The sequence below is a fragment of the Curvibacter sp. AEP1-3 genome (assembly GCF_002163715.1).
Lineage (GTDB): Bacteria > Pseudomonadota > Gammaproteobacteria > Burkholderiales > Burkholderiaceae_C > Allorhodoferax.
The window spans coordinates 1,479,274-1,492,387 of sequence record NZ_CP015698.1; the positions used below are offsets into that span (position 1 = coordinate 1,479,274).

The window sequence follows — 13,114 nt, forward strand, 5'->3', positions numbered from 1 at the left end:
TTTTCAAAAACCTAGGGACTACACATGACACAACGCATTTCGCTCACGCGCTATCTCATTGAGAAGCAGCGCGGCAGCCAGGACGCAGGCGGCCAGGGCACCATTCCGCCGCAGTTGCGCCTGCTGCTGGAAGTGGTGGCACGTGCTTGCAAAAGCATCAGCCTGGCTGTGACCAAGGGCGCCCTGGGTGGGGTTTTGGGCGCAGCGGAGAGCGAAAACGTGCAAGGTGAAATCCAGAAAAAGCTGGACATCATTGCCAACGAAGTACTGATCGAAGCCAATGAATGGGGCGGCCACCTGGCGGCCATGGCCAGTGAGGAAATGGAAGGCATTTACACCGTTCCCAACCGCTACCCGCAGGGTGAATACCTGTTGATGTTCGACCCGCTGGACGGGTCGAGCAACATCGATGTGAACGTCAGCATCGGCACCATCTTCAGTGTGCTGCTCAAGCAACCCGAAGGCCCGGCCGTGAGCGAGCAGGACTTCCTGCAAGCCGGCCACCAGCAGGTCGCCGCTGGTTACTGCATTTACGGCCCCCAGACCACGCTGGCGCTGACAGTGGGCGAAGGCGTGGCCATGTTCACCCTGGACCGGGAGCAAGGCTCTTTTGTGCTGACCCAGGAAAACGTCCGCGTGCCGGAAGACACCCAGGAATTCGCCGTCAACATGAGCAATATGCGCCACTGGGCTCCCCCGGTGAAGCGCTACATCGACGAATGCCTGGAAGGCAAGGAAGGCCCGCGCGGCAAAGACTTCAACATGCGTTGGATTGCCAGCATGGTCGCCGATGTGCACCGCATCCTGACCCGTGGCGGTGTCTTTATGTACCCCTGGGACAAGCGCGAACCCGGCAAGCCCGGCAAGCTGCGCCTGATGTATGAAGCCAACCCCATGGGTTGGCTGATCGAGCAGGCCGGCGGAGCAGCCTCTACCGGCACCGAGCGCATTCTGGACATCCAGCCCACCCAATTGCACCAGCGCGTGAGCGTGGTGCTAGGTTCGAAGAACGAGGTGGAACGCTTGGTCCGTTACCACGCTGAGCACACAACCTAAAAGAGTCCTAGCCGAATTGATGTTCGGCTCGGCACGCCGCTTTAGCTCAGTCGGTAGAGCAGCTCCTTCGTAAGGAGAAGGTCGACAGTTCGATTCCGTCAAGCGGCACCACAAAAACCAAAGCCTCTTGTCTCACGACAAGAGGCTTTTTCTTTGCTTACATGCCAGGGCAGGCGTTTGTCCCTTCGAGTTCCATGCGCTTCGTGGCTTCACAAAACACATAGGATGCAGAGCGCCCGTTCACCAAGGGCACCCTCGGCTTGGTGGTTTCCATTTGTGCCTTGTCAGAACGCACATCTTTCAACTTGGGCACCGCAGCGAAGGTGTCTGCAGGTTTGCGATAGTCAATCTGGGCCGCAGCTGCATCTTGGTATCTCTCGGCCCAATTCATCAGTTTGGCAAATACGCTGGCCTTTTCGGAGTCGGTCTTGATGGTCTGGGCGGTCCAATCTGCGGCATTCGAGGACTGGAAACCCAAATAGGACACATTGAAGAAAACGGTCGCGCTGTAATAGCGTCCACCGGAATTCGATTGCACCGTGGTCACGTTCAAAAATGTTTCCTGCTTGGCGCCCACTGATATGGTGTTCACACCGATCGCCATGCAATCGTCATAGCGTCCTCGCCCCCGCTTACGGGTATGCAGGTAGTCGCCCTCACATGGCGCGCCTGACCAGAATGCTCCGTTACTTGCCCTTAGATTGGCAATCACCGTTTGGGCTGCAACGATCTCATCTCCTTCCCATCGTGTCAGTCGCAAAACACCCATGGGAATACTGTCCGCGCGTCCACCTGACCAGGAAATGGAGGCGTCTTCAAATTGCCAATAGCCATTTCCAGCGTAGAGCTGGTAGTTGCCTATGGTGTCATCACCGTAGATGGATTGGCCTGCAGAAAAGGTAGGCGGCTTGTCATCGTCAAACAATTCCCTGGAATGGGCAACTTGTCCCTGTGCAAACACTGCGCACGCAAAAACCGAAACTGCCAGAAAGTTGGCTCTCAAAATATGTCTCCTGTGTAGTTGTTGCCAACGACAGATCGGCCAGTGCCTGGCTCTGCAAGGAATTTACCCGATCTTGAGAGGCGTTCACTCGAGCTCTCAGGAACATCATGTGGCTTGCCGATAGCGTCACAGCCACATTGCTTTCATGCAAAGAGAATGATCAGTCTTCAAAACAGGCAAATGACCGCAATGGAAAGCCTGTTTATTTCATGGTCGGAGCATGAAAATATCGCATTCCGACCAACAGAAGGTGCTCCTCCGCCATGTGTCAGCTGCTCAGCATGAATTGCAACAACACTGCATCCATCCAGTTTTCGTTCACCGGTTTTTCTGAGCGCGGCGGGCACACCTCAGATCATGTGGATGGCTGGGGCATTGCGTTCTACGAGCCCACGGGAAGCCGGCTGTTTATCGACGACAAGCCGGCTTATGAATCCCCCTTGGCGCGGTTCGTGAAGGGCTACGAGATCAAAAGCAAAACCGTAGTCGCCCACATCCGCAAGGCAACCCAGGGCGAAGTGGGCCTAGCCAATTGCCACCCGTTCCAGCGCGAGTGGTTGGGTCAGACCTGGTTTTTTGCCAACAACGGTGATCTGCGCAACTACTACCCCGAGCTGAGCGGCCCTTACTTCCCCATCGGCAGCACCGACAGCGAGCGTGCCTTCTGCTACCTGATGCAGGTGCTGTCACGGGCGTTCAAGGATTGCGTGCGCCCTCCGGCTTGGACGGGGGTTGCCGAAGTGTTGTTTGAGGCCATAGCTCCCATCACGCGGCATGGCAACTTCAACTTCACCCTGACCAACGGCGACGCCCTCTTTGTACATTGCTCCAGCTCGCTGTACGAGGTGAACCGGCAACACCCCTTCCCCAAAGCCCGACTGGTGGACGTGGATGTGGAGATGGACCTCAGCGCCGTGAATGGCACGAACGACCGCATGGTGGTGGTTGCCACTGAGCCGCTCACAGTGGATGAGCCTTGGATAGCACTCCAAACCGGCGAGCTCCGGGTCTACGTGGGCGGCGAGCTGGCCCACGCACGCGTGAACCCCGGGGTGGAACGCTTTCCGGTGCCCACTGTGTCTGTGGGGCGACGCCCTTCGCTGTAGCTTGCCAATAGGCATCCGATGAATTTGCACTTATTTAATTAAAACAATAAAATCATTAAATAACATTTCATCTAGCAGGTGTGCCATGAATATCTCTGCAGACGCAAGCAAAACCCTGACCGCGGCCAGCCTCTGGCACGCCATTTCGGCGTTTCCCCGGTGGCTGACCGCTCCCACCGTTCTGGCGGAATGGACGATTGAACCCCGCTGGCACCAAGCGCTCAAGCACGTGCGCATGCTGTTGATCCTGGCAGCCTATTCTCTAGCCTGGTATTGGTTTGGCGGCTATGCGAGCGCCTCGTCCAACGCCCCGGCAGCGCCCGCTGCATTCGCTGCGGTTAGCTCGGCGCTGGAAGAACCCGAGAAGGTGAGCCTGAGCAGACATGGGGGCGAAGCGCCCTCTGCTGATGTGGTGCTGAATGCCTTGCCCCCTGAAGACACGGCTGGCCTGCGCATCGACAATTTCCGGATTGGCGCAGTCTCGGGCTATCCCAACCGCTTGCGTTACGAACTGGGCCTGAGCAACAAAGGTCGCAAGCTGGTGGGCAAACTGCAATTCATGGTGGTGGGCGAACAAAACGGCGAGCTGCGCGAAATGCCGCTGGACCAACCCGCAGCCTTGGCAGACGCCAAGCCCAAAGTGGAAGTGTCCCGCCTGCTGAACACCCGCGGTTACTTGGACCTGCCCGAAGGCTATGTGGTGCACAAGGTGGTCGTTCAAGTCGTAGAAGGCAGCAGCCCACGCGTGGCCCAAAGCGCCCCAATGTGGCCGACCTGAGTCAGAACGTTTGCTATATTTTTGCTAGCTTCTCGCGCATATTACGCGGGCGCTAGAACAGGTTTTTCTGTTCAACCCCGTGCTGCAGGAATGTCAGTCGCACCACGGTGGGCATGCCATCAAAGCGGGTGACTTGCAGCAATGCACCATTGCGCCGTGCTGCCAGTTGGCCGATCGCGAGACCCAGACCCATGCCCTGCTGCTCATGCACTTCACGGTCCGCCTGTGAGAGTGCGCCGATCTGCGCCATGAACTTCTCGGGCATGGCCACACCAAGGTTGGCGATCTCTAACTGGTAGGCCTCCTGCCCCAGCGGCTTGCCGGTCACGCCAACAGGGCGACCCGGCTTAGAAAAACGCAGGGCATTCACCAGCAGCTCGGTCAGGATTTTGTGAAAGTCCGGCGCCCAGCATTGCACATGCCCGGGCTCCAGGCGGGTTTGTACCGCATGCCCCGCAAACACGCCAGGCGCTATTTCCGCCGGCACCTTGAGTACGGCTTGCACTTCGCTCGCAAAGGCCTGGCTGGCCAAAACCTCCTGCACTGCAGAGGCGATGTCGAGCCGGTGCGAGGGGCTGCCGGAATCGGCATGGCTTTGGGCGGCGCTGAGCTCAGCCCAGTCCATCATGCGACTGATGGTGCGCGCCAGTGCTTTGGCGCTACGGTGCACGTCTTCCAGCATGCCCTGCACGCGCTCGGGCGAGTAGCGGTCACGCCGGGTCAACAACAGTTCCGTAGAGCCCAAAATGCTGACCATGGGCGTGCGCAGTTCATGCGGAATGGTGGCCAGTACCGCAGAGCGCAGCTGCTCCTGGGCCCGGTCTGCATCCGCCTTGTAGCGGTTCGCTTTCTCGAGCAAGGAAGTGACTGCGGAGAGCAACTCTGCCTGCGTCCAAGGCTTAGTGAGGTAGTCGTCTGCGCCCGCAGCCATGGCGCGGCGCACGCTAACCCGGTCGTTGTCAGAGGTGAGCATCAGCACCGGCGTGGTCCCTAGAGACTCGCTGCTCCGGGCCTCTCTCACCAGGTCCCAACCATCCAGCACCGGCATGTGAATGTCACACAGAATCACATCCGGCTGCTCGCGCAAAGCGGTGTCCAGCCCTTCGCGACCGTCACCCGCCTCCAACACAACAAAGCCTTCGTGACGCAACACACTGGCGGTCAACTGGCGCACAGAAACGCTGTCGTCCACCACCAGAATGGTGGGCACACGCGCACCTGCAAGAACTGCACTCACAGCCACCCCGCTTTCAGGAAGAAACAATCAGGCCCATGCGGGCACAGATGGCGTTGGTGGTGTTCCAGCATTCGCGCAGGCTTTCTGCGTGCTGCTTGCATTCCTCGGCGGTGAATCCATGGCCCTGCTTCTCGATCGTCAGTGCAAGGCGGGACAAGGCGGCCAGCCCCAGACTGGCGGTCACACCTTTGAAGGAGTGGCCGAGTTCGAGCAAGGCACCAGTGTTGTTTTGCTCCAGAGCCGCCTGTAGGTCCGCGTAGCAATGGGCATCAGTACGCATGGCACCGTCCAGCAGCGACTGGTAGCCCTGCAAGGTCACGCCTACGCACAGCTCGCCGATCATGGCCATATTCAAATGCTCTGCCACATCTCCAGGGCGGAAGCGCCGGCGCGGCTGACGCGGTGCGGGTGCAGGCGCGGGCACAGGCTCCTCAGCCACGGGTGCGGTGCCGGTGGGCGCTGCGTCAGCTTGCACGGGTGCGGCAGTGTCCGCGACCTGAGGTACTGGTGCTACTGCAGGCGCGACCGCGACCGCAGGCTGTGCTTTGGCTGCCGCTTTCGCTGCCGGCATGGCCAACGAGGCGCCGCGCAGCCCGAAACGCCGCACCAGCAGTTTCTCCAGCTCGTGCACGTTGACCGGCTTGGACAAAAAGCCGTCCATGCCGGCGGCATTCACACGGTCCTTGGACTCTTCAAACACATCGGCTGTCAGCGCGATGATGGGCAGCTCGCAATAGGGTGCTGGCAACTGCCGGATCGCTTCCGTGGCTTGCAGGCCATCCACCTCAGGCATGTGCAAATCCATGAGCACCAGATCGGGCACCTCTTTCTGGATTTCCTGCAGGGCAATACCACCGTGTTCCGCAAAACGCACCGTGTGACCCATATTGCCCAACAGGGCCGCCATGTACTTGCGGTTGATGGCGTTGTCTTCAGCGACCACCAGGTTCAAGCCCAGTGTGCCCGGCTCGCGCCGCGCTGTGATGGCGTCGGTGGTTTGCTCGTTCGGTGGACTGCTCAGTGGCAGGCACAAGGTCGCGGTGAACACGCTGCCCTTGCCTTCCACGCTGCTGACTTCAATGTCGCCCCCCATGCGGCGGGCCAGGCTACGGGAAATCTCCAACCCCAGGCCGGTGCCACCATGACGCCGTGCGCTACTGGCATTGCCCTGCTCAAAGCGCTGGAACAACTTGGCCAGCACATCGGCAGACATGCCCATGCCTTCGTCTGTGACGCGGATCTTGAGGGCTACGTCATCCCCGGCTTTGAGCTCTTCACCAGCCGGTGAAAACACTTCCACCGAAACCGTGCCGTGCTCACTGAACTTGAGCGCGTTGGACACCAGATTCAGCATGATCTGCTTGACCCGCGTGCCATCAGCCAGCACCCAACGGGGCAGGTCTTTATCCGCCTTCACGCTCAACACCAGACGCTTCTCCAGCGCCACAGGGCGCATCAAGGCCTGCACGTCGCTCACGAGTGAGGGGAGGTGCACGCTCTCGGGTTTGAGCGTCATCTTTCCGGCCTCAAGGGCAGAGGCATCCAGAATGTCATTCAGCAAACTCAGCAAATGCTTGGCAGAGCGGTTGGCCGTCTGGATGTAGTCGTCCTGTTGGGCATTAACGGGGGTCGACTCCAACAGGCTCAGCATGCCCAGCATGCCGTTGAGTGGTGTGCGCAGCTCGTGGCTCATATTGGCCAGGAACTGGGACTTGCCGGCATTAGCGGCATCCGCTTTTTCATTGGCCACACGCATCTGCTCGTGCATGCGCTCCAAGCGCTGACGCTCCCGTTCCACCCGACCTTGGCGCACCCCGATGACCGCTGCAGACACCAGCAACAAGACCAACAAGCCGGACATCAAGCGCAGCTTGGCAACCGCACTGTCCACGCTGCGCGCAAGTACCTCTTCTTGTTGGGTGCTCATCATGAGGGATGAGCGCATGGTGAGCGCATTCATGGCAGGCGCCAGAGCCTGCAGCTCTTTGGAAAGTGCTGCCCAAGTTTGAGAGTCTTGGTTTTGCCTGCTGATGGCGGCATCCGCTTGTTGCAGCACCCGCTGCAACTGGGCACGTGCAGTGACAAAAACTTCGGTAGTCCGGAATTCTGCTGCCGCCAGTGACTTGTCTACCACCTCTACACGGCTCATTACGAGGTCCAGAGCCATGGCCAGCGCGTTGATATCAGGCACCCCATGATCGTGGGATGCGATCTCTACCTTGTTGGCAAACCGAAGGTACTCGCGCTCCAACTGGAAGACAGACGGAACAAAGGATTCTGTGAACTCCGCTTGCCGAGTACGTGCATCGCGCAGTTCATGGGTAGCCTGAAATATGAGTAAGCCCACAATCGCAACCGACAGCACCGTTGCCAGCAAAAGCCAGATACGCCTGAGATGCATGGTGGTGGGCTTGAGCACGGGGGCTCCTTCCTTTATTGCAGGCTTGACGCCATTTACTCGACAGTCAGGGACTTGAGTTGCCAGGCCGAGCGCTCATAGTAGGTCGCGGAGCGCAGTTCTGCCTTGCTATCAAACGGATACACGATAAACAGGGGACCCTTGGTACGCACAGGGATCAACTCGCCGTTCATCTTGTAGGCCAAGATCACGTCGAACTTGTTGGCATCGTCTGCAGGAATGGTGGTCTGGTAGTCATTCAGCGCAGCTGCCTTCAGGGTGGTGCCGCTGGCCTTGGCTGCAGCGAGCACATCGCGCAGCAGGGGGCCCTGGAAAGCGATGGGCTTTTTGTCCCAAGGTGTCTGGGCGCTGAATTTTTGCTGGGGCAGCTTCTCGAGCATGGCCAGATCGAACACTGCTGCGTCAGGAGAATTCTTCTCCCCGACTTTGCCGGAAATGGTCAGAATGACTTTGCCTTTGGCGGGCTCCAAGGCCTGCACAGAGGCTGCGCCAACCATCAACACAGCGGACAAAGACAACATCACGCAACGGGACAACAAGGTACGCATGGAATCACTCCTTTTTACGAAAGATATCCAATAATACGCCAAATACAACTTAATTGGTATAAATATTTAAAACACAAAAAAACAACAATCTCATAAGGTGATGACTTGCGGATCGGATTCTTGATCGGCAAAACGAATGAAACGTTTATTTTTATTTTTCTTGTATTTTTTGATAAATTTGATACATTAGCGAAAAACAAGCCTCTTACTAGAGACCCTGACCATGGCAACCAACTTCCATCAACCGTCGGTGAATGCGCTCTTTGACGCGATGCCGCTGCCCATGATTACGTTCGGTGTCAACGGTGTGGCCACATTTGCCAACCGTGCAGCTCGCTTGCATCCGGGCAAGCCTGTCGAAGCGATGAGCGGGCGCATCGTTATCAAAAATCTGGCTCAGGCCATCACACTGGGTAAGGTCAAACTGCCCTATGCCGCCGAGGTGGGCGTGGCCGACGGCAAGAAGCTCAAAGGGCAATTCATGGCAGGCCCTTCCGGCCTGGACATTGCTTTTGTCGCGACGCCTGAAGAGAAGGAAGACGCCCAAGCCGGCCCCGGCGTGCAAAGCCGCATGGGCCTGGAGCAAATCATTGAACTCCTGCAGGACGAAGTCGGCCCGCCCATGCGCAAACTGACCGGCCTGCTGGGTTCACTGCCTGAAAGCGAAGAAGGCAACCGCCTCGAGCTGGCTGCGGACGAGCTCAAAGAGCGCCTGCGCCGCTTGGCGGACTTGCTGGCCGTGTTCGGCGAAGAAGCCATGATGATGGACGATCGCATGGACCTTGGCATGCTGGTGACGCAAACGCTGGAGGACCTCAAACCCAAGTCGCTGCAATCCAAAGTGCGCTTTGAGGTCAAGCCGCCCAATGGCACCCTGCCTCCCATTTATGGCAATGCCCGCCTGATCAAACGCGCTTTGTATGAGTGCTTTGACAACGCCCTCACCCACTCGCGTCGCGAGGTCAAAGGTGGTGTGGATTGCGCGGTGCAGATCGGCTACACCCTCACCGGTGAACACGTGCTGATCAGTGTGCGCAACCAGGGGGCTATTGCCCCTGAGGACAAAGGCATTGAAACCCGCGACCTGTTTTCCGCCCGCAGCCCCACCCAAGCCAATGGCCGCCTGGGGCTGCCGCTGGTGAACCGCATTGTGGGGCTGCACGGCGGCAACATGCGCATGTCCATCGTGGATGGTGAAGATACCCGCGTGATGATCGAATTCCCCACCGGTGCTCCCCAGCGCGGACAGGCTAATTTGGATATGGAACAGGCCCAGCGTTACGCCGCAGACCTCGCCCAGTTGATGCAACGTCGCAAGAAGGAAGACGCAACATGAAACGCAAAGCCCTGATCGTGGATGACCAGCCCGACATCCGCAAACTCATCATGATGACCATGGAGAGCGAGGACTTCGATCTCTATGAAGCTGACAACGGCGAAACCGCATGGATCGTGGCCCAAAAACTGCGCCCCCAGCTCATCCTGCTGGATGTGATGATGCCCGGCGCATTGGACGGCTACCAGGTGTGTGAAAAGGTGAAGGCCGATCCTGCATTGGCCGGCAACACCAAGGTGATCCTGCTGACTGCACGCGGCCAGAAAACTGACATTGAACGGGGGCACGAAGCCGGCTGCGATGCCTACCTTGTCAAACCCTTCAGTCCGATCGAGCTGCTCGACACCGTAGACCGCCTGGTCCCATAAGCAAAGGGCGCTGCGCCATGAGTCATACGGAATGGTTGCCAGGGGTCCGCCGTCATCTGGCGGCGCCCTTCAGCATCAGCACCATCATCATGGGGGCTACTCTGGCCGTCATGGTGTTGTTGACCGTGGTGTACAGCGCTTACACCTACCACCGCATTGCCGGCGAGACCCTGCGGGTCGCACAGACCAATGCCACCTCGGTCGCGCGCATGGTGGCGGGGAGCAGCTCCGCCGCGCTCATTGCCGAGCGCCTCAACACCCTTCAGGCCAACGCCATTGATGCAGTGCAGCTGCCCGGCATCGACCGCATCAGCATCTACAAGCCCGACGGTGTGAACTTGATGGAAGTGACGCGGGCACGCGATGGCGTGCATGTGGACACCGGCAAGCACCTGGGCGCCAGCCTTGTGGCCAGCGGGTTGCCCGAAGGTGGACTCGAAAGCGACCACTTTGTAGCCTGGCAGGAAGTCGACAAGGAGAACACGCTCAACAACGTCTGGGTGCGGGTGGATTACAGCCTGGAGGACCGAGACGCCGAATTGCAGCGCTTGTGGTTGCAGTCGTTCTGGATGGCTCTGATCCTGACCGGTGTCGTCATGCTGTGCCTGCACATCATCATCCGCAAGGCTTTGGCACCGGTACGTGAGCTCACCGAGTTTGCGGCCCAGATTCCCCTGCGCATGGGCGACGAAGTAAACCTGCCCAAAGCCAGCGTGGAGGTGGGTCAACTGCAAGCCGCCATCAACCAGGCCAGCCGTGGCATGGCCTTGCAAGTGAACCGGGTGCAGGCCATTGTGAATACGGCTGCGGAAGCCATCATCGGCTTGGATGAATTCGGCCGCGTGACCACCACCAACCCGGCTGCCTCCAGCATGTTCGGACGTTCAGAAGACGAGCTTCTGGGGCAGACCATCGAATGCTGCGTACCCGGTCTGAACGAACAGGCCTTGCACGAGATGTTCGGCCAGGGCATGGAGCACATTCTCAGTATCAGCCGGGTCACACGCCACGACTTCATGGGTACCCGTGCGGACGGGACCTTGTTCCCGGTAGAAATTTGTCTGGGTGAGGTCAAGAACGACAAAACCCTGCGCTATGCCTGCATCGTGCGAGACCTGACCGACGAACGGGCCGCCCAGGAAACCTCCGAACTCTACGAACGTGCGCTGGCCAGTAGCCACAACGCCGTGTTCATCACCAATGGCAAGATGGAACACCAGCCCATCGTCTATATCAACGATGCGTTCCAGAAGTTTGTGAACCTTCCGCGTTGGGACATTCTGGGCGAAAGCCTGGCGCTGCTGCGCGGCAAGAACGCCGACGACCCGGGGGTGCGCGAACTGACCTTGGCTGTGCGCGAACACCGCAACGCCAACGTCACCATCCACCGCGAGCTCGAAAACGGCGAAGTGCAAATCGCTGAGGTTTCCTTGTCACCAGTCATGTCTGACAAAGGCACGTTGACGCACTTTGTAGGCATCGTGTCGGACATCACCGCTCGGGTGCGCGCCGAAGAGGCCATGGCAGAACGCCGCGCCCAGCTGGACGCCATCTTCAGCCTGAGCCCGGACGGCTTTGTGATGTTTGACGCGCACGACCAACTGGTGTTTGCCAACCCTGCGTTTGAGCGCATGACCGGTCTGGGCAAACATGCATCCACACCTGTGAGCCTCTCGCAGTTTGAACAACAACTGCTCTCCCTGTGCGATGAAAGCCAAGCCCTCCCGACCATGCGGGGCGACCAGCCCGATGCATCCTGGGAAGAGAAGCTGCAACTCGCGCGGCCCCAGCGCCGCGTGGTCCAGGCGCGCTCGCGCCGCAACGAAGCAGGAAGGCGCGAGACCATTCTTTACTTCCGCGATGTGACGCACGAAGACCAGGTAGACCGCATGAAGAGCGAGTTCCTGACCGCAGCGGCACACGAGCTGCGTACACCCATGGTGAGCATCTTTGGCTTCTCCGAGCTGCTGACACGCCGCAAGTTCACGCCCGAGCGCCAGACCGACATGCTGCAGACCATTCACCGCCAATCAGGCCTGCTGGTCAAAATGCTGAATGAACTCTTGGACCTCGCACGCATCGAGTCCCGCGGCGGCTTGGACATGCAAATCAACGCCCACCCATTGGATGAAACGGTGCAGTACTGCATCAAAGGGCTGATGCTCAAAGACACCGACCGCCCGGTGCTGCACGACACATTGCCCTCCCTGCAGGTATTGATGGACCCCGAGAAAATGCAACAGGCCCTGACCAACCTGCTGGCCAATGCCTTCAAGTACTCACCTCAAGGGGGCGATGTGTCTCTCTCCGTGCGCACGGAGGAGGACGAGGGCGGGCGCTATGCCGTCATTGATGTGCGTGACCAAGGCATAGGCATGACACCGGAGCAACTGGAGCGCGCATTCGAGCGCTTCTATCGCGCAGATGCCTCAGGCAATATTCCGGGTACGGGCCTGGGCTTGAGTCTGGTGAAGGAAATCGCCGAATTGCACAAAGGCCGCGTCACCCTGCAAAGCACCTTCGGCGAAGGCACCACGGCCAGTTTGTGGATTCCCCTCGCAGAGGCATAAGAGATACGGGATAAAGCCGCTGAGGCCTGATGGCACTGCCGCAGCCGCGCGCGGCAGATCGTTACCGATGCAGCAGGTTCAGCGCAGGGTCATCTGGCGGTTGCGGGCCAAGTCTTCAATTGCCGAGAAGTCCACCGGTTTCTGAAACACCACGGTGCCTTCGGGCAGCCCACCCCGGTCGGCCACATCGCCTGCGCTCAGCGCAGTCACCGCAACCACCTGCAGGTTGGCGTAATCTGCGCCCGCCATCTTGAGCGAGCGCACCATCTCAAAACCATTCATGCCGGGCATGTTGAGGTCGGTGACCACCATGTCAGGCATCCACTGGCCGATGCGCACCAGCCCCTGAAAACCGTCATTGGCGGTGCTGAGCTCCACGGGGAAACGCCAGCCCTCGACCATCATGGAAAAAAGCTGCCGCAAATCGGCATCGTCTTCCACCACCAAGAGGCGCAAAGCCCGCGTGGGTGGCGCGGTAGCGCCATGCACCACGGGGGCCAGCATGTCAGCCCGCTCCCGGGTGAGCCGGTCGACCGCACTACGGGCAATGCGGCGGTGTCCACCGGCGGTACGCCAGGCAGGCAACACGCCGGACTCCACCCACAGCTGCACCGTACGCACGGCCACCCCCAGCACCTCGCCCACCTCTCGGGTGGTCATGAGTTCATCGTTACTGGGAATTTTTCGCATGGC

Annotated in this window: 11 protein-coding genes and 1 tRNA gene; 7 read left to right on the forward strand and 5 right to left on the reverse strand. The window is 59.2% G+C overall.

The window, feature by feature from the left end; translation table 11 throughout:
* Window positions 1-24: 24 nt before the first annotated feature.
* Together AEP_RS07060 and AEP_RS07065 are read left to right on the forward strand one after the other, a co-directional pair.
* Entirely contained in the window at window positions 25-1,056 is a 1,032-nt protein-coding gene (locus AEP_RS07060) for a class 1 fructose-bisphosphatase (RefSeq protein ID WP_087494731.1), read from the forward strand.
* Window positions 1,057-1,091: 35 nt separating this feature from the next.
* Window positions 1,092-1,167, forward strand: a tRNA-Thr gene (locus AEP_RS07065).
* A gap of 46 nt (window positions 1,168-1,213) precedes the next feature.
* Here AEP_RS07065 and AEP_RS07070 read toward each other — a convergent pair.
* Complete coding sequence (locus AEP_RS07070; protein WP_087494732.1) at window positions 1,214-2,059, reverse strand: hypothetical protein; 846 nt, start codon at window positions 2,057-2,059, stop codon at window positions 1,214-1,216.
* A gap of 263 nt (window positions 2,060-2,322) precedes the next feature.
* Between AEP_RS07070 and AEP_RS07075 the strand changes: the two genes are divergently transcribed.
* Together AEP_RS07075 and AEP_RS07080 are read left to right on the forward strand one after the other, a co-directional pair.
* Window positions 2,323-3,165 carry a class II glutamine amidotransferase gene (locus AEP_RS07075; protein WP_087494733.1) on the forward strand — a complete coding sequence of 281 codons (843 nt, stop codon included), beginning with the start codon at window positions 2,323-2,325 and terminating at the stop codon, window positions 3,163-3,165.
* 85 nt (window positions 3,166-3,250) lie between these two features.
* On the forward strand, window positions 3,251-3,943 hold the full coding sequence (locus tag AEP_RS07080) for a hypothetical protein (protein WP_087494734.1): 693 nt from the start codon (window positions 3,251-3,253) through the stop codon (window positions 3,941-3,943).
* Between the two features lie 52 nt (window positions 3,944-3,995).
* Here AEP_RS07080 and AEP_RS07085 read toward each other — a convergent pair whose 3' ends face one another.
* From AEP_RS07085 to AEP_RS07095, 3 genes are read right to left on the reverse strand one after another with little or no spacing between them, the layout of a single operon-like run.
* Window positions 3,996-5,180, reverse strand: a complete 1,185-nt coding sequence (locus AEP_RS07085; RefSeq protein ID WP_198301908.1) for a hybrid sensor histidine kinase/response regulator — start codon at window positions 5,178-5,180, stop codon at window positions 3,996-3,998.
* A gap of 13 nt (window positions 5,181-5,193) precedes the next feature.
* On the reverse strand, window positions 5,194-7,599 hold the full coding sequence (locus AEP_RS07090; protein WP_087494736.1) for an ATP-binding protein: 2,406 nt from the start codon (window positions 7,597-7,599) through the stop codon (window positions 5,194-5,196).
* Window positions 7,600-7,634: 35 nt separating this feature from the next.
* On the reverse strand, window positions 7,635-8,147 hold the full coding sequence (locus tag AEP_RS07095) for a molybdopterin-dependent oxidoreductase (protein ID WP_198301909.1): 513 nt from the start codon (window positions 8,145-8,147) through the stop codon (window positions 7,635-7,637).
* Between the two features lie 223 nt (window positions 8,148-8,370).
* Between AEP_RS07095 and AEP_RS07100 the strand changes: the two genes are divergently transcribed.
* From AEP_RS07100 to AEP_RS07110, 3 genes are read left to right on the forward strand one after another with little or no spacing between them, the layout of a single operon-like run.
* On the forward strand, window positions 8,371-9,483 hold the full coding sequence (locus tag AEP_RS07100) for a sensor histidine kinase (RefSeq protein ID WP_087494737.1): 1,113 nt from the start codon (window positions 8,371-8,373) through the stop codon (window positions 9,481-9,483).
* On the forward strand, window positions 9,480-9,851 hold the full coding sequence (locus AEP_RS07105; protein WP_087494738.1) for a response regulator transcription factor: 372 nt from the start codon (window positions 9,480-9,482) through the stop codon (window positions 9,849-9,851). Before AEP_RS07100 ends, AEP_RS07105 begins: the two co-directional genes overlap by 4 nt.
* 17 nt (window positions 9,852-9,868) lie before the next feature.
* Window positions 9,869-12,421: a sensor histidine kinase gene (locus AEP_RS07110; protein WP_087494739.1), complete on the forward strand. Its 2,553-nt coding sequence runs from the start codon at window positions 9,869-9,871 to the stop codon at window positions 12,419-12,421.
* A gap of 78 nt (window positions 12,422-12,499) precedes the next feature.
* On the opposite strand, the gene AEP_RS07115 is transcribed toward AEP_RS07110, so the two are convergent.
* A complete protein-coding gene (locus AEP_RS07115) occupies window positions 12,500-13,081 on the reverse strand; it encodes a response regulator (protein WP_232459953.1) in 582 nt (193 codons plus the stop codon).
* Window positions 13,082-13,114: the final 33 nt, after the last annotated feature.